Below are 24756 nucleotides of genomic sequence, written 5' to 3' on the forward strand. Positions count from 1 at the left end.
TTGATCATACATTATGTAGATTTATTTTAAGTCTGATAAATATGTCATTACTTAATAACACCACATTAGGACTTCAACCACAACTTGATATATTTCAAGATGTAGGCAATTTTTAGATAAAATTGAAATTTTTAGACTAGATGCAGCGCGAAAACTTAACCCAAAACGCCGTTCAGAACTAGGGCAATTTTTTACACCTTTAACCATTGCTCGTTTAATGGCTTCTATGTTTCAGCAACCAAAGCCCTTGATACGCTTACTTGATGCTGGTGCGGGAGTAGGTACTTTATCCGCAGCATTTCTTTCTCAAGCTTTGAAGTGGGGAAGTAAACCTAAAAGTATTTCTATTGCTGCCTATGAAATTGATCCATTATTAGTTGATTATCTAAATGATACAACAAAGGCTTTGGCTTTTGTTTGTGAACAACAGGGTATTAAATTTTCTACTAATGTTTACCAGCAAGATTTTATAAAAGCTGGGGTTGAGTTTTTATCTAAAGGATTATTTTCAACACAGCCACCAACCTTTAACTTTGCCATTTTGAACCCGCCATATTTCAAAATAAAGAGTGATTCAGAAACGCGACGTTTATTACGTTCAGTTGATATTGAAACCACCAATCTTTACACTGCTTTTCTATCAATTGTCATCTGTCTTTTAGAGCCAAAAGGCGAGTTAGTAGCCATTACACCAAGAAGTTTTTGTAACGGCCCGTATTTCAAACCATTTAGAAAATTGCTTCTTAGCAAGATGAATATTCGCCGGATCCATGTTTTTGAATCTAGAAAAACAGCTTTTCAGGATGATGATGTTTTACAAGAAAACGTGATCTTTCATGCTGTCAAAGATATAACTCTATTTCCTAAAGTAACTATAACTACAAGCAATGGGATTAATGATGATATTAGCGTGAGAGAAATAGATTATAACCAAGTAGTAAAACCAGATGATCCAGATTACTTTATTCATATTGTTCAAGATGGCTTACAACATCAAATAGCCAATCAAGCCAATACATTTAATACAATGCTTGCAGAGATAGGGATTGCAGTATCTACTGGCAGAGTAGTTGATTTTAGAGCCAAAGAGTATTTGCGATCTATGTCTGAAGAAAACACTGCACCGCTTATCTATCCTGGACATTTTTACAATGGCTTTATTAAATGGCCGAATGAAAAAATCTCAAAACCTAATGCTATAGCAGTAGCTCCTGGAACAAATAATTTAACCGTACCAGCAGGAGTTTATGTTTTAGTTAAGCGGTTTTCATCAAAAGAGGAACAACGCCGAGTAGTAGCTGCTATTTATGATTCTGATTTAATACCTTCGCCTGTTGTAGGTTTTGAAAATCATCTCAATTATTATCATCAGAATGGCAAAGGCTTGCCGATAAATTTGGCAAAAGGGTTGTGTATTTTTCTAAACTCAACCTTGATTGACTCATATTTTCGTCAATTTAATGGGCATACCCAAGTAAATGCTACTGATCTAAGAAGCCTTAAATATCCGACACGGCAACAGTTAGAGCATCTAGGTAAAACTGTAGGAGATACTTTCCTAAAACAGGATGAAATTGATAATCTTATAAGCACTTACTTCTTTAGTATGACAAATAACGAAACTACCCCAGATCCAATCCAAGCCAAGAAAAAAATCGATGAAGCTTTAAGCATTCTTAAAGATCTTGGTTTTCCGCGAGAGCAACAAAACGAACGGTCAGCTTTAACTTTACTCGCTTTGCTTGATTTGCGGCCTGATATGTTTTGGGCAGAATCTAAAAACCCGCTTTGTGGTATTACGGAAATGATGAATTACTTTACTAAACACTATGGCAAAACATATGCCCCCAATACCCGCGAAACGGTAAGACGGCAAACCGTTCACCAATTTTTAGATGCTGGTTTAGTTTTGCTAAACCCTGACAACCCAAGCCGACCAGTCAATAGTCCTAAAGCAGTTTACCAGGTTGGAGAACCAGCTTTAGCTTTATTGCAAACCTTTGGTACAGAACAATGGGATAGCAACTTAAAATATTTAACCTCTGTTGAGACTCTGCAACAGCGTTATGCTAGAGAAAGAGCAATGATGCGTATTCCAGTTAAAACTTCATCTGGTCAAAGCATCGAACTTTCCCCAGGCAGTCAAAATATTCTTATAAAGCAGATTATAGAGGAATTTTGCCCTTGTTATACACCTAATGGGAAGTTGGTTTATATTGGTGATGCAGATGAAAAATGGGCTTATTTTGACAAGAAACTCTTAGGATCTTTAGGAGTGGTGTTTGATGCACACGGAAAAATGCCTGATGTTGTCGTTTACTATGAAAATAAGGGATGGCTTGTTTTAATAGAAGCCGTTACCAGTCACGGCCCAGTTAATGCCAAAAGACACGCCGAGCTTAAAAAGCTCTTTGAAAAATCAAAGGCAGGATTAGTTTTTGTTTCCGCCTTTCCCAATAGAAGAACAATGGTTAAATATTTGGGTGAAATATCTTGGGAAACGGAAGTGTGGGTAGCGGAAGCCCCAACTCATATGATTCATTTTAATGGAGAACGGTTTTTAGGCCCATATTTATAAAAAATTTGTTCTTATTATGCTAAAAGATAAAAAATAAAATAAATATGAAGAAAGTTTCTTTACAAGATTTAAGACAATATAAACTGCTCGTTAATTTTAGGAGGTAATCTAGTGAACATCAAAGATATGTTTAAGCCAGCTAATTTCCTAAACTGGTTCTTGATATTTATTCCTATTGGAATTGCATTACACTTTATGCATGCTTCTGGAACTTGGGTTTTTATTGCTTCAGCACTTGCAATTGTTCCATTAGCAGGGCTTATGGGACATGCAACAGAAGCTTTGGCTGAGGAAGTAGGCGAAGGCGTAGGAGGACTACTTAATGCTACTTTTGGTAATGCCGCAGAGCTAATTATAGCCTTAATAGCCTTAAAAGCTGGTAAATATGAGGTTGTTAAAGCTTCTTTAACAGGATCTATGATTGGTAATGTTTTATTGGTGCTAGGAGCAAGTATTTTAGCTGGTGGCTTAAAGTTTCCAACTCAAACTTTTAACCGTACCGCCTCTAGTTTAGGCTCAACACTTATGACTTTAAGTGCTGTTGCTTTAATCATTCCTGTGATTTTTCACTCTCTTAATCAAGGACATCCACAAGCTGTTGAGCAAGAATTAAGTTTAGAAATTGCTATTGTTTTATTTATTACCTATGTTTTAAGCTTAATTTTTTCTCTTAAAACCCATAAACACTTATATGATGGCTCTGAGGGTGCAGAAGACAAGGCAGAAGATGCTGGTGGAGCGCATTGGTCAAGAACTACTTCTTTGATTGTTTTAGTAGTTGCTACTGTATTAATTGCTATTATGAGTGAATTCTTAGTAGGTTCTATTGAAGAAACAGCAAAGCAATTTAAGCTTTCTGATGTGTTTATTGGTGTGATTTTAGTAGCAATTATTGGTAATGCTGCTGAACATAGCACAGCAATATTAATGGCAATGAAAAATAAAATGGATTTGTCTATGAATATTGCAATAGGTTCATCACTGCAAATAGCAATGTTTGTTGCTCCAGTTTTGGTTTTTGCTAGTTATTTGTTTGGTAAACCTATGGATCTGCTTTTTACACCAATGGAAGTTATTGCCATAATAATTTCTGTAGTTGTACTAAATGTTGTGTCCTCTGATGGTGAATCTAATTGGATGGAAGGAGTTCAAATGCTAGCTGTTTATATCATTTTAGGAATAGCATTTTACTTCTTACCTGGTTAATTTCTAGTTAAAATTTTTTAAGTAAACTAATTAGTGTGGTAGCTTTGCCAGCGTAAACTAATTTTTTTGCCTTAAACTTAAGCTATCTCAAAAATTTGAGGCAGTTTTTATGAATATTTACTTAAGACGTATAGCAGTATTTTTTAGCTTAATAGTTTCTTTTATTGTTTTAGTTCCATATTATTTTTTAGATTCAAACCTTGGCTATAGAGCTAAAGTAGCTTTTCCTCTAGCAATTTTAGTGGTGATTTTGCTAACTATTAGTAAAATCACTACTAAAAATGAGCAGCAAAAAACAAACCTTTCTAATTTTAAGAAGATATGTTCTTTTATCGCTACTTCAACTTGTTTTGTTAGTGCTTTAGTAGTTTTACTATTTCCCTTTGCAGTACTTCTAAAAAAACAACTTACTCTAAAAGATCATTATTGGCAATATAGCATTAATAAATATACTGGAGGTTTTGGATTAGCAAGCTGGGTAGATCTTTATAATAAAGACCTTGGGCCAACACTTCTTTATCAACCTGTAGTTGTAGAAAATAAGCTGACAGAGTTAAAAGGTAATTATTGGCGGCTTGGAGATGTTTTAGATAGTCGTCAAGAGTGGCTTTTATGCTATTTAGGTTTGAAACTTCAAGGTTTAAGCGATGATCAAATTTTAGATAAAGAACAAGGTAAAAAAATAATTTTAGGGCTAATAGCCGCAGAAATACATCCGCCTGTTTGGTGGTCAGAAGCTAGCTGGTTAAAAGAAAAAATTACTCCTAAGCCTTCACAATACCTTAATTTAGGAGTAATTAGCCCAGAAAAAGCAAAAAGCTTAGTGCAAAAAATATTAAACTCCCAAGATAAACTAGAAAAACAAGAAGCTTTTGCACTTATTTATATCCTAAGTAAATACTATGGTTTAGCTTCTCAGTCTGATAAATCTAATTTACTTATAACTTGGGCTAAAATAACTTCTAAACAAGCAGATTACAGTAATTATAATTACTTTACTACTTTGGGAAATGCTTTAACCGCAAGAGATGAATTTATTGACCTAGCTGATAAAGTGGCTATAAATGGTAAGTTAGGTGTGACTTTAAACTTTCCAAATGATCTTAGTAGCAAGTTTAAAGAATACTACAAAGACGTAATATTTGGGTTTATTTCTCTATGTGGATATACCCCAGTTGTAGGGGATCAACTAACTATTAATGCTACTTTAGAATTAGAGCAGTTTGATGTAATACCAATTACTGAATATATAGTTACAGAAAAACTGTTAGAAGATCACGTACTACTACAGTAGGTAAAACTAGAAGCACAACTTACTATGATGAAAAGGTAAGAGATGTAAAAAGCGAGTATAAAGATATTAGCGAAAAGGCACTTGCATTAGTATTAAATATTAATACTAATGAAGAAAGTGCAAGGCTTGTTGCTCCTCCATGTGGTTTAAGTATTTCTAAAGAAAGTGTTTTGGAGTCACATAAGTATTTTAATTTAGCAAATCTAAATAATAGTGATAAGTTTTCTGTAGAATTTTATCTAAAGAATTATCTTGCTAGCCCTTGGCAATTTGGGGTTATAGACTGGAAGCATGTTGGGCGAGAATAGAAATTTATCAAATAAAAAGGCTGAGTGTTTCTAAAAACAAAAGTCGTCTGTTTTGCTAAAAACTGTTATCATAAAAGTTTGTTTTTCACTCTTTTCTAAGTTTATTTTTCGAGAAATGTTTACTTTTTCTTACGCTAAATTAGTTAAGTTAATTTTGATTATAGCACTTTTAAGTGTTAGTAATTTATCTATCTTAATATCTACGGCTAGAACTTTTGAACCAGCAAAGAAAACTCTATTAAATAAATCAACAAAAGAAATTGCTGAAACAGGTAGGATAGTTTTTCGGTTTTTTGATGATTCTCATGGGATACCTCAAAATACTATAAACACAGTTACTACAGATAAAAAAGGTTATATCTGGGTTGGGACTCAAGATGGGGCAGCTTACTACAATTGTCAAAGCTGGTTGAGCGTTAATATGCCTAATCGAACGCTTTCAAATTGGGTTTACCAAATTTATATTGCTAAAGATGGGAGCGTTCTCTTTTGCACTAATGGTGCTGGGCTATCTTCTTACAAAGATGGGATTTGGAAAACTTATGATACAAAATCGGGGCTGCCTAATGACCAAGTTCGTAGCGTTTTAGAAACTACAAACCTTAATGGTAAAGAAGTTCTTTGGATAGGGACATCAAATGGACTGGCTCGGTTTGAAGAAGGAAAATGGACTGTTTATACCACATCATCAGGTCTTCCTAACAATGTTATAAGACATTTAATTGAAACTACGGACAACAATGGTAAAAAAGCAATCTGGGTAGGCACGGATGGGGGGCTAGCCCGGTTTGAAGAAGAAAAATGGACTGTTTACACCACATCATCAGGTCTTCCGAATAATGTAATTAGAGGACTTAGCAAAAGCCAAAGTAGCATTGGGCATTCGCTTTGGGTAGGAACAGAAGGCGGTGTTGGACATTTTGATAATGGCACTTGGACAATTTATCAAGATAAAGATGGTTTAGCTAGCAATGAAGTAAGATGTGTGCTGGAAACTACTTCTGCTGAAGGAGAGCCTATTCTTTGGGTTGGGACAGGTGGATTTGGACTTTCTCGTTTTGAAAAAGGCCATTGGATAACTTATACCACAAAATCAGGTCTCCCCGATGACTCGGTTTGGAGTTTACTGGAAACTACTTCTACTGCTGGAATTAGGACTCTTTGGATTGGAATGGCAAGCCGAGGAGGGCTAGCAAAATTAGAAACAGGTAAATGGATTTCTTTTAATACAGAATCAGGACTACCTAATAATGCTGTATTTAGCATAATGGAGAGTAAAAATAGTGAAGATTCTAGCTCTTTTTGGATAGGCACAGATGGGGGATTAGGTTATTGGGAAAATGGCACTTGGACAATTTACAATGTTAAATCAGGATTGCCAAATAATACTGTTAGAGCTTTACTAGAAACGAGAGAAACAGATGGTAGAAAAATAATTTGGATAGCGACCGAAGGCGGCCTAGTAAAAATTGATAAAGGTGTTTGGAGGGTCTTTGATGTTAATTCAGGGCTGCCTAGCAACCGAATTTACTGCTTACTCTCTACCATAAATCTAAAAGGGGAATTAGTTCTTTGGGCAGGTACACGCGAAGGTTTAGCCCGTTTTGAAAATGGAATTTGGCACAACTACAACATAACTAATTCCAAACTTCCTAATAACATTGTTAGATCTCTAGCCATAACTTATGACAAAGATGGTAAAGAAAAAATTTGGATTGGTACGGAAAGCGGCCTTGCTTGCTTAAAATCTGGTGAATGGCTTGCTAATAACTTACCTGATCAAAGAATCAGAACATTACTGAAGGTTAAAGACGTAAATAAAGATTGGCTTTGGGTTGGAACAGATGGAGGAGTTTTTTGGACAGAAATAAAAGATAGTTTTTCTGATTGGCAATGGCTTTCTGATTCAACTACTCCTGCTATACCTAATAATACTATTTATCAAGTTATGTCTGATAAGGAAAGTAGAATTTATCTTTCAACAAATAAAGGAGTTGTAAGGTTAACTAAAATAAATCCTAATAAGGCGACTAGGGATAACTACAGTATTTATAATTTTACAATTAAAGATGGACTTCCTAATAATGAGTGCAACAGTGGGGCTTCTTTAGTAGATAGCCTTGGTCGTATCTGGGTAGGAACAATTGGAGGTGCAGCACTTTTTGATCCATCTAAAGAGACATTAGACAATGTTTCTAAACCATTTTATTTGGAAAAATTGCTGGTTGCTGGAAAAGCTCAAAAATTTGATAGCTTAACAACTGATCTTGGTAATCTTTCTTACAACCAAAATAATATATCTTTTGAATATGCACTACTTAGCTATTTTCGGGAATCAGATTCCCGCTATAGATTTCAATTAATTGGGTATGATAAAACTCTTTCTGAATGGACAAACGAGCCAAAAAAAGAGTATCAAAATCTAAGTTCAGGAGAATATACTTTTAATGTTTGGGCAAAAGATTATTTAGGCAATATTTCTGGGCCAATTATAGTTAAATTTTATATAAAACCTGCTCCTTGGCATAGTTGGGAGCTTATTTATTTTATTTAATTGTAATAAGTACAATTATTTACCAGCTTCATAACTACCAGCTAAAAAGACTAGCTAAACAAAATATGTTGTTAGAAGCTAAGGTTGCTGAACGAACAGATCAATTAGGACAAACTAACAAAGAGCTTTTTGTCGCATTAGAACAAATAAAAGTTTCTCAAAAGCAAACTGAAGAAAAAAATCAAGAACTTTTACTAAAAAATCTAGAGCTTGATAAGAAAAATGCTGAATTAGCTGATAAAAATGTTGAATTAATTGAGTCTCATAAACGTGCTGACCGAATATTTTCGGCACTGGCCCAAGCTTTACCTGGAACGGTGCTAGATGAAAAATACAAGTTGGAAGAAAAAATTGGCTCAGGGGGTTTTGGTGCTGTTTATCGTGCTACTCATTTATCGCTTAAAAAAGCTGTTGCAATAAAAATATTTCGTCCTGCGCCAGGAAATGATTCTGTTGAAGCTTTAGAACGCTTTCAGCTTGAAGCTATTTCTTCTTGCCGTATAAATCATCCAAATTCTGTTGCTATACTTGATTCTGGTACTTCAGAAGATGGAATTGCTTATTTAGTTATGGAATTATTAAAAGGGGAAACTCTTAAAGGTGAAATAGTAAGGAAAAGACGGATTCCCCTTAAACGTACTATAGAAATATTACTACCTGTATGTGAGGTTTTAGAAGTAGCACACCAAGCAGGGGTAGTTCATAGAGATATAAAACCTGACAACATTTTTCTTCATAAAGATGAAAAGTGTGAAATTATTAAAGTAGTAGATTTTGGAATTGCCAAAATAGTTGATATGATTGATATTAGTGGAAATTTAACTAATACAGGTGGTTTAATAGGAACACCTGCTTATATGTCTCCTGAAAGACTAACTAGTCAGCTTTATGATGGACGATCTGATGTTTATAGTCTAGGAGTTACATTTTACCAAATGCTTTCTGGACACTTGCCTTTTTCAACACAGGAAAATAACCTTTCAACAATAATCCTAAAACATTTAACAGAAACACCACCCTCATTAGAGAAATTTAATGTAAGAGTACCAAAAACAATCCATGAAATTATTCTTAAAATGTTGGAAAAAGACCAAAATGAGCGTCCAACTGCTCAAGAAGTTGCTCAAGTTCTTAAATCAGTTTTAGAAACGCTTATAGATTCTAGTGAAGATACTTCGGTATTTTTAAGTGAACTTGATGATGATACACCAACAATTAGCCGTTCAATACCTTCTATTGAAGGGGCAAATCCTTCTATTGAAAAAGCAAATTAAGGAAAAATATGTATTTTATTGCAAGTTTTGGAATACTGATGATGTTGCTTAGTACAATAATGGTAATTAATCCATCTTATTTTTCTAAAGGTATAATTTCATTTAGCGAAAAAGGTACTTCCATTTGTTTGAAATTTGTAGCCGAATTATTGCAGGAATAATTTTTGTTATTTATGCAAAAGAAACGCTTTACCCATCAATATTTAATGCTATTGGATATATATTAATAGTTGTAGGAATAGGTTTATCAATTACACCACCTAAATTTGTTGGAGATGTCTTTTTAGTGACTGTAAGGCTGTATAAATTTTTATAACTTTCTTGATATTCATTTAAAAATTTTTCTTGTGTAAAAAGATTTAATGCTCGCTCTTTAGCAAGCTGCCCTAATTTCTGTCGCTCTTCAGGTGATTTTAATAACTGAGTAATAGCTTTTGCTAGTTCTGTTGGTTGGTGAGGTTGTGCAAGTAGTCCAACACCTTCTAAGGCTTCTGGTACACCGCCAACAGCAGTTGAAACAATTGCTGCTCCGCATAACATAGCTTCAATTACTACATAAGGAAAACCTTCTGAAATACTAGCCATAACAACAATATCAGCTTGGCTATAAACTTGGCTAGGTTTGTCCGTAGGCCCAGCAAATATTACAGTGTTTTCTAAGTTATTGATTTTGACTTGGTTTTGGCATTCAGCAAAATAATTTTGATCACTTGCCGAACCATAAAGACGAAATTCTACTTCAGGAACCTCTTTTCTTACTAAATTTGCTGCTGTGATTAAATCTAGCGTTCCTTTTAAGGGAAAAATTAGTCCTATGTTAGCTACGGTTGGCCTAGGATTAGGAGAGCATTCAATAGGGTAAAATTTTTTAGGGTCAACTCCGTTATAAATTACTTTAATTTTATTTTCAGCAACTCCCCACCATTTTTCCAAACGAGTGTTATATTTACAAACTGGGGAAATTTGATCTGCAAAGTGATAATTAACTGCAACTACAGCACCTATTAATTGATAAAGAAACCAGCGAACAAAAAAAGATGGAATATATCGGCTTAGATTTAAGTATTGTTCTCTTAAATAAGTTCCATGTTCTGTTAATAAATATGGTGTACCTCTGGATAATTTAGCAATAACACAAGGCAAACCACAAAAGGCAGCAGCAGCAGAATGAGTAAGATCAGTAGTTGGAATAGGAAAATGTAGCACTAGCAAAAAATGATAAAGTAGTCTTAATGCTTCAGTTAATTCACTAACACTTGGAGCAGGAGTATTACTAAATTTTTCTTCCCATTTGATTGTTGCTATTTCAGAAAAGCTTTGCCAAACAGCACAGGATTTCATTGTTTGATGGTAATCATGGTTTTGGAAATAGTTATGTAATATTAAAAGTGTTTTACCTAGCTTGTTTCGGTCAAACTCAGGGCTAAAAATTAGGTCAAGGAAGTTTTCTAAAATAGGGATAAATTCTTTATAAATCACTTGTTCAACAGTGCTAAATTTAATTTTTATTGCACGGGAAAAAGGGAAGTGCCAAGAATATTCTACAGGGTCGCTAATCCCCCAAAGCGGAACTTTTAATAATTGTTGTACATTGGGTGGTAATTCATAATGTTGCTTTAAGTAAGGGTGCATCATTACTGTTAGCAAAGTAAAATCAATGTTAGGTAAATTGCGTAGTAGAACATCACACCAAGTGCTTACCCCTCCTTTATGAAAAGGATAAGTTCCTTCTGTAGCAAGTAAAACAGAAAAATCAGCCATTATTTTGATAAAAATTTAACTTCTGCAGATTGACCAGCCAATAAGGAATTTGTAGTATTTTCAAATTCTATTTCTACCATATGAGTTAAATTTTCTGCTGGTAAGGGATTGATGGTAATAATTTTACCTGTCACAGTTTGATTATTAATAGGTAATTTAATGGTAGCATTTTGATTTAGTTCTAAAGAATTGATTAATCTAGCACTTACTGGAACAGCAACAATTAATTGGTCAAGCTGTGCTAATCGTCCTAGCGTAGTTCCAACAATAACTTGATCTCCAATTTTTACAGGTATTTCTACAACAATTCCGCTACGAGTAGCTTTGACGGTTGTTTCGCTAGTGCGCTGTTTGGCAAGTTCTAAGTTTTGAATAGCTCTTTGTTGGCGTAATTTCGCGCTTTCTAGCTGATTTTGAAGGTCAACAAGTTGTTGCTGTTGTTCTTTTTTTACTAATTGATTTTGAAGTTCTGATTGGGATTCTTGAGCATTGGACAATTCTTTTGCAGCCGTTTCAGCCGTTTGAGCAACTTTAAGATCTGCTTCAGCAATTTTTAATTGGCTTTTAATTTCATCAAGTTCTTGAGCAGACAATAAGCCTTGACGAAAAAGGTTTTCATTACGTTGAAAACGGGCTAAAGCTTGTTCATAGACAGCCTGAGCGCGTTCTGGAGAGTCTTGGCGTTGTCTTAAAGGAACTTGTTCTGCTCGCCGTTGAGCTAGGGAAAGATTTCCACTAGCGGCTGTAACTTTAGAACGTAGATCGCTAACTTGCTTATTAAGTGATGAAATACTTGAGTTTAGCTGGGCGATTTGCTGGTCTGCTCCCTTTTTTTCAATCTCTGCTTGAGAGAGTGCTAAATTAGCTTCACGATCATCTATTGTCATTAAGGCTTGTCCTTCAGTAACTTTATCTCCTACACGTACTAAAATATCTTGAACAATGGCTGGTGTAGTAGCAGCGATCTTTATTTCGCTTACAGGTTTAATTGTTCCTGTAAAAATAGTGCTGTTTAGGCTCATTACTTGTTCAGCGGCGGAAAGTGCTGGAGGTGGGGCAGTAAAATATTGTCTACCAAAATAAAGACCTGTTGTTGCAGCCGCAGCAATCAATAATATAAGACTTACAACTCGCCAGCTAAGTTCATTGTTTTGTGTTTGTTGGACTATTGGAGGGGCAATAACTTGTTTAGCTGGAAGTGTTGGAATACTTGCCCGTGCAACCTTATAAGATGGACGCACTTCTAGCGCGGTAATAGAAGAGATATCTTCTGACTCTTGGCCTAGTTCAGAGAATTTAACACCCAAAAATAATCTGGATTGTAAAGGTGTATCAGTAAGTTTACTAGTTTTTATATTTTTTTTGTTTTGATGATTAGTTGTTATTTTTGCTATACGATAATTATTCATTTATTAAATAATTTGTACTAAGAATTTTCCTTAGCACCGCCTCCATAAATTTCTATAATTAAACAGGCTCAATTTCTACTAGATTATCATAAAAAGTCGCACCACCACCCATATCCGTAATAGTTTCTGAAGTTGTAAAGTTAGCATTACGTTTATAGGGGCTAAGTTTATGCCACCAAACCGAAGGCGAGACAGCAATCCCAGGCTTTACTTTTTGAGAAATTATAGCTTTAAGTTGTAGTTCTCCACGATCATTAAAAACTTTTACCAACATTTCATTTTCAATTCCTCGACTGGCAGCATCGTCTGGATTAATTTCAATCATTGGCTCACGTTCATTTTTTAGTAGTTTTGGAACATTTGCAAATGTTGAGTTAAGAAAACTATGTGCAGGCGGCGAAATTAAGGCTATAGGATAACGGGCAAATAGTTCTGGGCTAGCTTCAGCACTTTCAATAGGTGGAATATAAGTAGGTAATGGATCTAGTCCAGCTTGTAACATACTTTCAGAATAAAATTCACATTTTCCAGAAGGAGTAAGGAAATTGCCTTCAGCAAAAGGTAGATATGGACTAGGAAGATTAAGTCTTATAGTATTTTCAGACTTTAATCTTTCTAACGTAATTCCTTCTAAAGCTGGATGTGTAGAATTTAGCACCTGCTCAGCCATTTGTTCATCTGAATCAAAAAAGCAATCTTCCTTAAATCCCATTCTTTGGGCTAGCTCTCGAAAAACTGTTGTATTTGATTTAGCTTCGCCAAGAGGGGCAATAGCTGGTTTGTTAAGCATTAGGTAAAAATGTCCGTAAGCTTTATGTAAGTCAAAATGCTCTAATTGAGTGGTAGCTGGCAGTAAAATATCTGCATAATCAGCCGTATCGGTTTGGAATTGTTCATGAACAACTGTAAAAAGGTCTTCTCGCTCAAATCCAGTTATTACGGCTTTGCTATTAGGTGCTACTGCTACGGGATTAGAATTATAAACATAAATTGCTTTTACAGGTGGCTCAAGATTACTAGTTAAAGCTTCACCTAAACGAGACATGTTAATTGTTCTAGTCCCTTTAGGCACTAAATCAGGACGCTCTAAAGCATTGATATTTATTGGGAAAGCTCCACTAGTTGAAAGTAAAATTCCTCCGCCTGTGTGTCGCCAAGCTCCGGTTAAAGCAGGAATGCAGGCTAAATTTCTTACTGCCATTCCACCGCCGCGATGACGTTGGAGTCCGTAACTAATTCGGATTGCTGCTGGTTGCTCAGTTGCCAAGGCGCGAGCAAGTTCAATGATTTTATCTACAGGAATACTTGTAATTTTTGATACTCGATCAGGAGGATATTCTTTTAATCGTTCTTTAAGTTGTTCAAAACCTAGAGTATAGTTATTTACATAATCTTTGTCATAAAGATTTTCATTAATAATAACATTCATTAAACCTAGAGCTAAGGCTCCATCCGTACCAGGTCTAATAGCAATATATTCATCACAAACAGCCGCTGTCCGGTTATAGTAAGGGTCGATTACAATAACTTTTGCGCCTGATTTTCTAGCTTCGGCAATAAAGGGCCACATATGGACATTAGCAGTTAAGATATTGCTACCCATAATTACAATTAATTTTGCAAATTTAATTGCTTCAGGGTCATAGCCTAATGACGCACCTATGCTGTAGCGATAGCCTGTTGCACCAGCAGTTGCACAAATAGTTCGATCTAAAAGAGATGCTCCTAGTCGGTTAAAGAAACGACGATCCATACTTCCATAATTAAGTAGTCCCATTGTTCCAGCATAACTATAAGGAAGGATTGATTGTGGGCCATATTCTTTGGCGATCTGTTGAAAGCGTGTAGTAATTTCTGTTAAAGCTTCATCCCAGCTAATACGGGTAAATTGTCCAGAGCCTTTTTTTCCTACTCTACGTTGTGGATAAAGGACACGGCCTGAATGATAAACACGATCTAAATATTTGGAGACTTTAGAACAAAGAAAACCATCAGTAAATCGGTGATCAGGGTTTCCTGCAATTTTAATTGCTTTGCCGTCTTGGATTGTGACATTCATTGAACAAGTGTCGGGGCAGTCGTGTGGGCAAACAGCATGGATTATTTGTAAGTTATTTTGTGTATTTATCAGATTTTCAGACATGTTTTCCTCTAATTAATATTGGAACAGAAATAAACCTTTAGTCAAATAAGCCTTAATCATAGCAGCAAAAAAGCGGGCCATCTAGCCCGCCTTTTATTTAATTAGAATTTTACTCAATAAAAATTACTTTAATCTATATCGACCTTGGCAAATAATTTCAGATGGCCCGGTTAATGTGACTGTTTCATCTGCACGCCAATTGACTTGTAGATCACCTGAAGAAGTGCTAACTTGAACTTGACGATCTGTTAAGTTATTGATTATTGAAGCAATTGAAGCTGCACAAGCTCCTGTGCCAGATGATGAAGTTTCTCCTACGCCTCTTTCCCAAAACCTAACAGCAATTTCTTGTCTGGATAGAACTTTAATAAATTCAACATTTACTTTATTAGGAAAAAGTGGATGAACAGAAATTTCTGCACCTATTTTGCGCCAATCCAAAGCATCAAAATCATCAACAAAAACTGAGCAATGAGGATTGCCTGTTGATAATGCTGTGATAGAAAGCGTTTGCTCAGATAAAGTTAAAGGGTAGTTAATAACTTGAGATAAATTTTCATCTAGCTGCATTGGAATATCTTTTGAAGAAAATATTGGTTTCCCCATTATTACTTCAAATTCAAAAAGAGACATTGATTGACTACGTAGTTTTAAGGTTTTAATACCTGAGCGAGTACGAATATTTAGTTCTTTATTGTAAATACGGTTGCTATCATACAAAACAGCAGCCGCACAACGAATGCCATTACCAGACATTTCTGCTTCTGTTCCATCGGCATTAAAAAAACGTAAGGAAAAATCAGCTTCATCTCCAGAAACATGAACAATTACTAGCATTCCATCTGCACCAACGCCTGTGTGACGACTGCAAATAGAGGTAGCCAAACTTGCATAATCACGATTTGGGACAGCCGTGGCATCTATGATAATAAAATCATTGGCAAGACCATGTACTTTATGAAAATCTATCATTGACAAGGGAGTTTCCTATTAGCTAAGTTTTTTTTCAAAAACTAATTCATCAAAATGAGTAATTTCTTTGAATTGTCGAAAACGCTCGTTAATTGTTTGATAAGAAAGCTGTTCTAGTCGCTCACAACCAAAAGCTTCTACATTAAAAGAAGCCATAACCGAGCCATAAATCATTGCTCGACGCATAGCAGCTTCATCAATTTGATTAGTAGCTGCTAGATAGCCAACAAAGCCACCTGCAAACGTGTCGCCTGCACCAGTTGGGTCATAAACCTCTTCTTGGGGGAAAGCTGGCATAGCAAAATAAGAATTTTGAGAAAACATTACTGCGCCATACTCACCACGCTTAACAACTATACGTTTTGGCCCCATTTGCAAGATTTTTTTGCTAGCTTTAATTAAATTTGGCTCCTGTGCTAATTCCCTAGCTTCTTCATCATTAATAATTAAGATATCTACTACTTTAAGCACTTCTTTAAGTTCTTGAGGGGATTTTTCAATCCAGTAATTCATTGTATCTAAAGCAACTAATCGAGCATCTACATGCTTACGGACTTCTAATTGTAAATCAGGGCTAATATTACCTAGGAAAAGGAAAGGGCAATAACTAGAACTTTCTGGTAATTTAGGCTTAAAATCTGCAAAAACATTTAGGTGGGTGTAAATAGTTTGACGAGTGTTTAGGTCATAACCATACTCGCCTTTCCAACGAAAAGTTTTTCCTTGTGCTTGTTCCAAACCAGTAATATCAATGTTACGAGTGCGGAAAACATCTTTATAATTTTCTGAAAAATCTTCTCCTACTACAGCAACAATACTAACATTTGTAAAAAAGGAAGCAGCAATGGCAAAGTGGGTGGCTGAACCTCCTAAAATTTCTTCTCTCTCACCAAAGGGTGTTTTTACTGCATCAAAAGCCACAGAACCGACAACTAAAATGGACATTAGCTAAAATTACTCCTTAAAAATATTAATTAGTATCTAAAATTTTGAATTAACCATTCTGCTTAGGCACTTGACCAAGTTCTTCTAATTTTTCTTAGCATCTTTACTATATTCACTATCTGGAAAGTCTTGTACTAATTGTTGATAAAATTTTGCTGCTTCACTTTTTTCATCTAACTTTAGAAAAGAATCTGCCAAAATAAAGAGAACTTCATCTAAGCGAGAAAATTTTGGATAAGTATAAATAATTTCTAATAAACGGTCAGTTACAGCTTTATAGGCTTTTCTTTTTAGGTAAAATTTCGCAACGTCTAAATTATGTTTAGCTTCTTTTTCTAATGCTGGATCACGAGGTAGATCTAATTGTTGTTGTTGTAAACCACCTTGAGCTAAAGTGCTAGAAGGCAATCCACTAATTAGTACTAAAGTAGATAAAAGTAAGAAAATAAATAAGTTACGGTAAAGCATAACTTCCTCTCAAGCAAAAAATCTTTTAGCTAAATTTTAACCTTAGGCAATAGAGCCACGCAAGTAAGATGCTAGAAGAACTAAAGTTTTTTATTTTTAAAAATTAAAAGCTACTATTTTGAAAGATAGAATAAGTTACTTTGCAAATTTAATCAAACCTTCAAAGCTTAAAACAGATAATTATACCCTAGGCTAATGACGTAATAAATTAACAAGGGTTACTCGTAGTTGTTCAATTTCAAAAGGTTTAGAAACAATAGCATCTACTTTATTTTGATTTTCAGGATTAGTGTCAGCACCATAACCAGTCATTAAAACTATTTTAATTTGTTGGAATTTTTGACGGACTTTTTCTGCCAATGCCCAACCATCCATATCAGGCATGGCTAGATCAGTAAAAATAATATCAAAATTTGTTGTTTCTAAAGTATTTAGACCTTCTTGAGCAGAGGCACAACTAACAATTGTATGACCAAATATATCTAAAATATCAGCTAGAACTTCACGAACAGAATCTTCATCATCAACAATCAAAATTTTTGCACAGGGCATAGACTCAGTAGTTGGTAGAGATGATGTAATGGCAGCAGGTTCATTTTCTACTAGTGGTAAGCGAATAAAAAATGTAGTTCCTTTTCCTGGCTCGCTATCAATTTCAATTGTACCATTATGATGAGCAATAATACTTAAAGAAACAGAAAGGCCTAAACCAGTACCAGAAGATCCTTTAGTAGTAAAAAAAGGCTCAAATATTTTATTTTTAATTTCTGATGACATTCCAATGCCATTATCAGATACTTTTATTACTGCATAATTTGAATCTATAGCAGAACTAATATGTAGCTTACCTCCCTTAGGCATTGCATCTACAGCATTAAAAATTAAATTAACAAACACTTCTCTAAGTTCAGAAGCATCGCCTAAAGTTCCAATACTTGGAGTTAAAGAAGTAGTTACTTCAAAATTAATTCCTTTAGCGTGAGCATCACTATTCCAACGAGTAGTAGTAAATTCAAGGGAGTCAGTAATTAGCTGATTAAGATCGATATAATTAAAATCAACATTAGTAGGGTTTAGTCGAGCAAAATTTTGTATCCTACGGGCTGTTGCTGCGCCGTCCAATGCAGCAGTTTCAATGATTTCTAATCCTCGACGGATCTGGTCACTTTCTGCTAGACGTTTTAGTAGCTGAGTCCTACCTAAGATAGTTGCTAGTACATTATTAAAATCATGTGCTACACCTGAAGCCATTTGACCTAATGAATGTAGTTTATCTGTGTGAATTACTTGTTCTGGAGCAGGACGGTTGCTAGTAATATCTCTTAGTACGCAAACCACACCAAAGCTTTCTCCTTGGGTAAATTTAATAGGGTCTGCCTTAAGTAATAAAGAGCGAGGAGGATCACCATAAGTTTGTTCAAATGTTTGTGATTGGTTAGAAGAAATAACTTGGGACAACAAATTTTGTGTATCACGAAAAATAGGGTGTAAATCAGCAGAATCTGAACCCATAATTTCTAAAAGAGGTTTTCCTAAAAGTTGGCTAGCAGCCTTATTTGCTCGGTGTAGAAACTTTACACGGTCAAGAATAAAAATAGCATCAGATATAGCATCAAAAGTGCTTGTCCATTCTTGATTAGTTCTAGCTATGGTTGCAAAAAGTTCTGCTTGTCTGATTGCGATTGTTAGTTGATCTGCTATGGTTTCTACTAATGAAATATCTTCGCTTGTCCAATCACGTTTGCTTTGTTCTGTTAAATAAAGCACACCCCAAAACTTATTATTAATAAAAATTGCTTGTGTTAAACACGCCATAACTTTAGCACGAGATTTTAACCATTTAGGATTTGATCCTAAAGAACTACTTAATAGTTCTGCTTCAATATTAGAGACAGCAAAAGTAGCTTTATTTTCAATAGAGGGTTTAATTAAAGGATTTTCAGTAGAAATAAGTAAGTCATGTACTTGGCTATTAGATTTTTGGCGAATAAATTCATGTTCTAAAGTAAGAAGTTTTTCACTAGTAGCTCGATAAACAGCTAAATGAGCAACACCAAGCATTTGACTTAATTCATAAGCTACAGATTTAATAATTTCTGATAACTCTAAACTGCTGTTAATTGCTCGGTTAATAGTGTTTATGCTTATTTCTCTTTTTGTTTGTGCTTCAGCGGCTAGTAGTCGATTTACGGTTTTAATAGGGTTAGCCGAGACTTCAGCTAATGTATTATCACTAAGTAAACAGGCATCTATACCACTAGATAAATGTAAATAAAAGGTAGACCAATAATTTTGAGGTAGTTCTTTAGCTAGGAGTGAAAAGACAGAATTACGTAAGTTTGAGAGTGCTGGCCCTAGGCCTGGCAAACAAATTTGTTCATCATTACGAGTAAGTTCTATTAATTTATGACCAAATAAGCCTTCATTAACTGTTGGGATTTGTTCAATTACTAAATCTAAAATATGTTGAATTAGTATAGTTAAATTAGCATCAGCCACAGATGGTTTATCTGTTTTATTATAATTAGCACTGGCTAAGATTTGCTCTTGCAACAGATTACGATGAGTTGTTAGTACTTGTGATAGGGTTTTTCCCATGACTTATGCCCAAATATGTTAGATGCTCAAGCCCCTTATCATAGCATAAGCTTTTCTAGTCAAGGTAAAAAAGATTAAATTAATAATCTATTTAATGAAAGTTTAGTCTAAAATAATAATTTGCTACTAGGGTGACTAACTATATATTTAACAAGAAATTATTTGATAAAAAATAAATTTTGAAACTAAAATTAGCTATCTAAAATTGCTATATAAATTTCTAGTTTTTCTTTATTAAAGATTTTATCTAAGTTAAAGAAGAAAACTTTTTTGCTAGCAATGGCTTTCATTGCTCATTATTAATTGTTGTGATAAACTCTGACTGCCAGTCAAGTGATATTATTTATCAATAAAATTTTTATTAACAAAATTTTTACTTTATATTTTGTTTATTCTAAAAAATTGGGAGCCAACTTCTGCAAAGATGGAAAAAAAAGATACAAAAGCTTTTGGAGATCAAACAATAGAATTCCAAATGTCTGAATGGACAAGCTTTGCTGGTTCAGAAGGTTTCTATTTTACGGTTATTGAAGGCACAGATTTTGGGCGTGTTTTTTTGTTAGAAAAGTCTGAAACGGTTTTAGGTCGTAGCGATGAGGCAGACATCCAAGTAGATGATGAAAAAGTTTCTCGTAAACATCTAAAACTTTGTATGGTTAAAAATCATAAAGGTGAATCACGAGCTAAAGTTGTAGACCTAAATAGCAAAAATGGTATCTTTGTTAATGGTATTCGTACTTATGAAGAGGACTTAAGAAGCGGTGATAAAATAAAAGTTGGTGACACAATCTTAAAGTTTGAAATTAAAGATCGCTTAGATGTTTCTTATCACGATAAACTTTATCAACAAGCAACACGTGACCCGCTTACAGGACTTTCAAACCGCAACTATTTTCGTAATGAACTAAAAAAATTTGTTTCTTTATCTGCTCGTTATAATCGAGCATTATCAGTGATAATGCTTGATATAGATTTCTTTAAGAAAATTAATGATACATATGGACATGATGTTGGAGATAATGTCTTAAAAAGTGTAGCAGAAATTTTAATGCGACATGTACGAACACATGATGTTGCTGCCCGTTTTGGTGGAGAAGAATTTGTAATGCTACTGCCTGAAACTAGTTTGGGTGGTGCTGTTGTGGTTGCTGAACGTATAAGAACGGCGGTTGAAAATGTTGATTTTAACTCAGCAGGTTGTCGCCATAATGTTACTATAAGTATTGGTGTTGCTGAATATTTAGGTGATGGTACTGATGTTGAGGAAGTAATTAAAAAAGCTGATGAAGCACTTTATAAAGCTAAATCTTCTGGTCGTAACCGAGTTTGTATGAGTGAGTAAATATTTTACGATTTAATTATTAAGCTAATTCTCAATCTTCTCTTATTTCAATATTGAATTTATAATTTGCTCAATACTACTCTTTAATTCTTTAATGGATTTATCTAAAACGATTCCAACACAACTTATTGATACACTACTATTTTTAATATAAATTATATTATTTTCTTTTTCCCAATTAGGATAAATCAATATTCCTTGACAACTTTGATAAGCAAGACAATAAGCCAAAATTTGATAATAATTATTATTAACTTCGTGTATCTGATATTTAGTATCTATTATTGCTAATACTTGATCTGCTCGCCTTAAAATTAAATCAGGAATAATTTTAAGTTGTTGGTTAATATCAGATAATTGCTTGTCTGATAATCTAGTTGTAGATCATGTTGACAAAAACCTTTTAATTCTTCTGCTATGTAACGTTCAAACAGCTTATTCATATCAATAAGAAAAGTTGGAAATTGTTTAAGGCCATCTTTTAAGTTAGGCGAAGAGAATTCTAAAATCATTTTAGCTAAAGCTAAAGGTAATTTGTAATGAGCGTTTAGACGATTAAAAATTAATTGCTCAAAATTAATTTTAGTAAAACTAATTGACTTTACTAAATTAAAATATGGATAAATTTGGCTAAATAAGTTGATAAGTTCTTTTTCTTGCTTACAAATAGCAGAAATTTCTGTTAATGCTAATTTCAATACCTGGTTTTCTAAACTGTCTATGGAAATTTCTGTATATTAACAAGAATGTTGAATTAAATGAACTGGATTTTCCTTAAATTGATTAGCAAAATCAATTCGTCCTCTTATGGTTTGAGAACTATTTTTTATTTCCTGATAATTTTGGTTAAGACCTTGATTAATTAAAACTTTTAGCGAGTCCAAAAAAGCTAGTAAAACTAATAGGCTTAGTTCTTTAATACTGCTACAACTACTTATCTTATTTTGCCAATCAATCAACTTGTAAACAGTTGATAAAATATAAGATAAATTATTAGTAGTTGTTTTTGGCTCAATAATAATTTCTGTTTCGCTAAGTCTAATAATTCCTACATATTGATGGGAGCGCAAATTATATTGACTAGGCGAATATATATTAGTAGTAACATCTAGTTTTCCAATAAATGAAGATAATAATATTCTTAAATCTTCGTCTGATAAGTCTATAGATAATAAGTCGCTATGTTCTGGAAGTTGATAAAAGTTTTTCATTAACTAAACCTCTAGTTAATTCTGCCAGTGAATATTTTGCTAATAGTTCTGGCTGATTAAAAAAATATTCTTCAATTGTAGGAAGGATGGAAAAATCCCAGATTAAGCGCAACTCATTAAAATTAATTGAACGTGACATAAAATGGCTATGACCAATATGGTATTGTTGATTAATTCCATGCTTAGTTAATTGCTGGTTAAGTCTTGCTAATAATTCACCTATCCATAGGTAATCAGGGCAATATTCTGCCAGGAATTTGCTTAATATTTCTATGCTAGGATTAAAAGAAACAAAGTGAAATCGTCGGCGCAAGGCGTGGTCTAAAAGAGCCGTAGAACGATCAGCCGTGTTCATTGTGCCAATAATATAAAGATTAGAAGGAATATTAAAAGGTTTTTTAGAGTAGGGAAGCTCTATTGTACTATTTCTATACTCAAGTAAATAAAGTAGTTCTCCAAAAATTCTTGTTAAATTACCTCGGTTAATTTCATCAATAATTAGTAGAAAAATACTATCTTTGCTTGCATTTTGAGCTTGCTCACAAAATTTCTTAAAAATCCCATCTTGAACTTGATAAGACAGTGTAGGCTGTCCACTATTATTAAGTAAAGTTTCTGGTCTGATCCCTTCAATAAAATCTTCATAAGAATAAGATGGATGAAACTGTATGATTTTACTTTCACCTTTACCATTAATGAAATAATTTGCAAAACGTTTGGCTAGAAAGGTTTTTCCTGTTCCTGAAGGGCCAGAAAAAATAATTTGTTTTTTATGTATAAGTAAACTATGTATTTGTTTAATAAATTCTGTTGTAAGGTAAGTTTCTTGTTTTAAGTCTTCAATATCATAGTTTATTTCTATTTCATCATCTCCAATAAAATCAATTACTTGGTCAATTTCTAATTCTTCAGCTTTTTCTAAAATAGCTTGTTGGTAAAGTGGCAACAACATATCAAACGTTTCTTCTATTTCTATAAGTAATTTAGAAGAATATATTGAAGAATCAGTAAGAGTAAATTCACGCAGTATTGCTAAACAGTTTCCTTGATTAACTTGTGCTAAATCTTTCTGAATGTTAATAGTTAGAGGTTCTAATAATTCTTCTTTGTTATAGATTTTTATTGGGAACCTTAAACTTGTTAGCAAAGTTAAAAATCTTAGTTGGTTATTGTTAATATAATTTCTTAGATTATCAAGTATATTTTTGGCACGATATGAGCAATAAAGCCCTACTTGAAGGCCATTTGCAGAAATACCTAAAAATAATTGTAGATCAGTTTGTTTGGTAAAAGATTTTCGATAAAACGCTGCCCAGTAGCAAGTATTATAAAGACCTTTTTTTGGACGACCAAAAATATTTTTATTAATTCTTGACAAGGTTTTATTTGTTTTAGCGGCTGTTTCTAAATCTGGCGAACGAGCAATCAAAAATGGTGTAAGCTCTGTAATTAAAGCACGTAAGGGTTTATCTAGGTATTTAATAAAAGTTGATCGGTTGTTAGTAAACCAATCTTTATTGTTATTGTTGGCTAGTTCTTTAAGAAATAAAAATGTTTTTTGGTTAAATCCTGAAAAAAGCATGTTTATTAAGGTTTAGGCATTAGCCAAAGAGGAATGCCTTGTAATTGATTGCTTAGTTGCCAAGAATCAACAACTTGTGCAACTTGTGAAAATGAGCCAAATATAATTTCTCGCCAACTTTTTTCTGGTTCAAGATGTACTAATTTAGGTTCTCCTTCAATACCTGCTAATTGTTTTGCTACATTAATTGCAGTTTGAAGATCGCCTAATTCATCAACTAACTTAAAGTTTTTTGCTTGACGACCTGAAAATATTCTTCCATCAGCAAATTGTTTTACTTGCTCAATAGAAAGCCCTCGTCCTTCTGCAACAGCCTCAACAAATTGTAAATAAGTATCGTCAATGGTTTCTTGTAAAAGCTCGCGTTCTTCAGGAGTTAAAGAACGATAACTAGCTAAAATATCTTTATATTCACCTGATTTTATTACTTCAGCACTTACACCTATTTTGCTATATAATTCTGTCAAATTATTGGATTTAATAATAACGCCAATAGATCCAGTAATTGTACCTGGGTTAGATATTATCTTATTAGCTGCCATTGCTACATAAACCCCACCAGAAGCCGCCACATCACCAAAAGAAGCTATTACAGGGATTCCTTTTTCCCTGACTTTTTTAAGTGCTTGATAGATCTCCTGTGATGCTCCAACTGTACCGCCAGGGCTATTAATCCTTACAATTAAGGCTTTAACTTCATAGTCTTCAGCCATTTTTATAGACTCTATAACTTCTTCACGGCTAGAAGAAGCCGCTGAACCATCGGCAATAATGCCTTCTATTTTAGTAATAGCAATATGTTGTCTTTTTTTCTTCTTAAACCAAGGTATTCTCATAAATTAATAACTTAAAAAGTTTTTTCCTAGTATTCTTTAGTATTCTAAAGGACAAGCCTCTTTGCAGATATCGGTAAATGATGTTAATTTTCTATGTTTAGAAATTTTACAAATCGGTAAAACTTATACATAAGCAGCAAAATTTTTCTGACTTTCCTTTTGCTTCTTGCGTCTAAGTTTGAAACTCACACGAATATTTTTATTCTTCAATGTATTTTAATTTTTAATTAGCCACTAGCTTTTAATATATCTTATATCTTGATTGCTAGTAACCA

18 protein-coding genes are annotated in these 24756 nt (G+C 33.9%); 6 read left to right on the forward strand and 12 right to left on the reverse strand.

Translation table 11 applies throughout. From position 1 onward, the window contains the following. Positions 1–91 precede the first annotated feature (91 nt). The 5 genes from IPK14_27295 to IPK14_27315 all read left to right on the forward strand — a co-directional run bounded on the left by IPK14_27295 (position 92) and on the right by IPK14_27315 (position 9214). A complete protein-coding gene (locus IPK14_27295) occupies positions 92–2578 on the forward strand; it encodes an Eco57I restriction-modification methylase domain-containing protein (GenBank protein MBK7996942.1) in 2487 nt (828 codons plus the stop codon). Between the two features lie 126 nt (positions 2579–2704). Next, positions 2705–3784: a calcium/proton exchanger gene (gene cax, locus IPK14_27300; protein MBK7996943.1), complete on the forward strand. Its 1080-nt coding sequence runs from the start codon at positions 2705–2707 to the stop codon at positions 3782–3784. Positions 3785–3893: 109 nt separating this feature from the next. Then, positions 3894–5078 (forward strand): hypothetical protein, encoded by a 1185-nt coding sequence (locus tag IPK14_27305; GenBank protein MBK7996944.1) that lies wholly within the window; start codon positions 3894–3896, stop codon positions 5076–5078. A gap of 462 nt (positions 5079–5540) precedes the next feature. Continuing rightward, a complete protein-coding gene (locus tag IPK14_27310) occupies positions 5541–7940 on the forward strand; it encodes a hypothetical protein (GenBank protein MBK7996945.1) in 2400 nt (799 codons plus the stop codon). A 65-nt stretch (positions 7941–8005) separates the two neighbouring features. Continuing rightward, a complete protein-coding gene (locus IPK14_27315) occupies positions 8006–9214 on the forward strand; it encodes a serine/threonine protein kinase (protein MBK7996946.1) in 1209 nt (402 codons plus the stop codon). A 189-nt stretch (positions 9215–9403) separates the two neighbouring features. Here IPK14_27315 and pelF read toward each other — a convergent pair whose 3' ends face one another. From pelF to IPK14_27350, 7 genes are all read right to left on the reverse strand, one after another. Beyond that, on the reverse strand, positions 9404–10975 hold the full coding sequence (gene pelF, locus IPK14_27320; GenBank protein MBK7996947.1) for a GT4 family glycosyltransferase PelF: 1572 nt from the start codon (positions 10973–10975) through the stop codon (positions 9404–9406). Then, positions 10975–12384 carry an efflux RND transporter periplasmic adaptor subunit gene (locus IPK14_27325; protein MBK7996948.1) on the reverse strand — a complete coding sequence of 470 codons (1410 nt, stop codon included), beginning with the start codon at positions 12382–12384 and terminating at the stop codon, positions 10975–10977. Before IPK14_27325 ends, pelF begins: the two co-directional genes overlap by 1 nt. Positions 12385–12442: 58 nt before the next feature. Beyond that, a complete protein-coding gene (locus tag IPK14_27330; GenBank protein MBK7996949.1) occupies positions 12443–14527 on the reverse strand; it encodes a molybdopterin oxidoreductase family protein in 2085 nt (694 codons plus the stop codon). A gap of 123 nt (positions 14528–14650) precedes the next feature. Continuing rightward, entirely contained in the window at positions 14651–15499 is an 849-nt protein-coding gene (locus tag IPK14_27335; GenBank protein MBK7996950.1) for a diaminopimelate epimerase, read from the reverse strand. An 18-nt stretch (positions 15500–15517) separates the two neighbouring features. Further along, positions 15518–16444, reverse strand: coding sequence for a bifunctional hydroxymethylpyrimidine kinase/phosphomethylpyrimidine kinase (locus IPK14_27340; protein MBK7996951.1), 927 nt, complete (start codon positions 16442–16444; stop codon positions 15518–15520). An 84-nt stretch (positions 16445–16528) separates the two neighbouring features. Next, positions 16529–16912, reverse strand: coding sequence for an outer membrane protein assembly factor BamD (gene bamD / locus IPK14_27345; protein ID MBK7996952.1), 384 nt, complete (start codon positions 16910–16912; stop codon positions 16529–16531). 192 nt (positions 16913–17104) lie between these two features. Beyond that, a complete protein-coding gene (locus tag IPK14_27350; GenBank protein ID MBK7996953.1) occupies positions 17105–19510 on the reverse strand; it encodes a response regulator in 2406 nt (801 codons plus the stop codon). 424 nt (positions 19511–19934) lie between these two features. On the opposite strand from IPK14_27350, the gene IPK14_27355 reads away from it, so the two are divergent. After that, positions 19935–20852 (forward strand): GGDEF domain-containing protein, encoded by a 918-nt coding sequence (locus tag IPK14_27355; protein ID MBK7996954.1) that lies wholly within the window; start codon positions 19935–19937, stop codon positions 20850–20852. A gap of 42 nt (positions 20853–20894) precedes the next feature. On the opposite strand, the gene IPK14_27360 is transcribed toward IPK14_27355, so the two are convergent. The 5 genes from IPK14_27360 to sppA are packed head-to-tail and all read right to left on the reverse strand — an operon-like array spanning position 20895 to position 24481. Next, on the reverse strand, positions 20895–21200 hold the full coding sequence (locus IPK14_27360) for a hypothetical protein (protein ID MBK7996955.1): 306 nt from the start codon (positions 21198–21200) through the stop codon (positions 20895–20897). Then, positions 21167–21550 (reverse strand): hypothetical protein, encoded by a 384-nt coding sequence (locus tag IPK14_27365; protein MBK7996956.1) that lies wholly within the window; start codon positions 21548–21550, stop codon positions 21167–21169. Before IPK14_27365 ends, IPK14_27360 begins: the two co-directional genes overlap by 34 nt. Before the next feature lie 39 nt (positions 21551–21589). Next, positions 21590–22063, reverse strand: coding sequence for a hypothetical protein (locus IPK14_27370; protein MBK7996957.1), 474 nt, complete (start codon positions 22061–22063; stop codon positions 21590–21592). Then, a complete protein-coding gene (locus IPK14_27375) occupies positions 22032–23645 on the reverse strand; it encodes a DUF2461 family protein (protein ID MBK7996958.1) in 1614 nt (537 codons plus the stop codon). The genes IPK14_27370 and IPK14_27375 overlap by 32 nt, the downstream gene beginning before the upstream one ends. Positions 23646–23650: 5 nt before the next feature. Next, positions 23651–24481 carry a signal peptide peptidase SppA gene (sppA, locus tag IPK14_27380; protein MBK7996959.1) on the reverse strand — a complete coding sequence of 277 codons (831 nt, stop codon included), beginning with the start codon at positions 24479–24481 and terminating at the stop codon, positions 23651–23653. Positions 24482–24756: the final 275 nt, after the last annotated feature.

This window comes from Blastocatellia bacterium, from assembly GCA_016713405.1.
Lineage (GTDB): Bacteria > Acidobacteriota > Blastocatellia > Chloracidobacteriales > JADJPF01 > JADJPF01.

Bases quoted from the DNA above. Each gene is read 5' to 3' on its own strand.
- cax (MBK7996943.1), top strand. From the start codon at position 2,705: ATGTTTAAGCCAGCTAATTTCCTAAACTGGTTCTTGATATTTATTCCT.
- IPK14_27305 (MBK7996944.1), top strand. From the start codon at position 3,894: ATGAATATTTACTTAAGACGTATAGCAGTATTTTTTAGCTTAATAGTT.
- IPK14_27315 (MBK7996946.1), top strand. From the start codon at position 8,006: ATGTTGTTAGAAGCTAAGGTTGCTGAACGAACAGATCAATTAGGACAA.
- pelF (MBK7996947.1), bottom strand. From the start codon at position 10,975: ATGGCTGATTTTTCTGTTTTACTTGCTACAGAAGGAACTTATCCTTTT.
- IPK14_27325 (MBK7996948.1), bottom strand. From the start codon at position 12,384: ATGAATAATTATCGTATAGCAAAAATAACAACTAATCATCAAAACAAA.
- IPK14_27330 (MBK7996949.1), bottom strand. From the start codon at position 14,527: ATGTCTGAAAATCTGATAAATACACAAAATAACTTACAAATAATCCAT.
- IPK14_27335 (MBK7996950.1), bottom strand. From the start codon at position 15,499: ATGATAGATTTTCATAAAGTACATGGTCTTGCCAATGATTTTATTATC.
- IPK14_27340 (MBK7996951.1), bottom strand. From the start codon at position 16,444: ATGTCCATTTTAGTTGTCGGTTCTGTGGCTTTTGATGCAGTAAAAACA.
- bamD (MBK7996952.1), bottom strand. From the start codon at position 16,912: ATGCTTTACCGTAACTTATTTATTTTCTTACTTTTATCTACTTTAGTA.
- IPK14_27350 (MBK7996953.1), bottom strand. From the start codon at position 19,510: ATGGGAAAAACCCTATCACAAGTACTAACAACTCATCGTAATCTGTTG.
- IPK14_27355 (MBK7996954.1), top strand. From the start codon at position 19,935: ATGGAAAAAAAAGATACAAAAGCTTTTGGAGATCAAACAATAGAATTC.
- IPK14_27370 (MBK7996957.1), bottom strand. From the start codon at position 22,063: ATGAAAAACTTTTATCAACTTCCAGAACATAGCGACTTATTATCTATA.
- IPK14_27375 (MBK7996958.1), bottom strand. From the start codon at position 23,645: ATGCTTTTTTCAGGATTTAACCAAAAAACATTTTTATTTCTTAAAGAA.
- sppA (MBK7996959.1), bottom strand. From the start codon at position 24,481: ATGAGAATACCTTGGTTTAAGAAGAAAAAAAGACAACATATTGCTATT.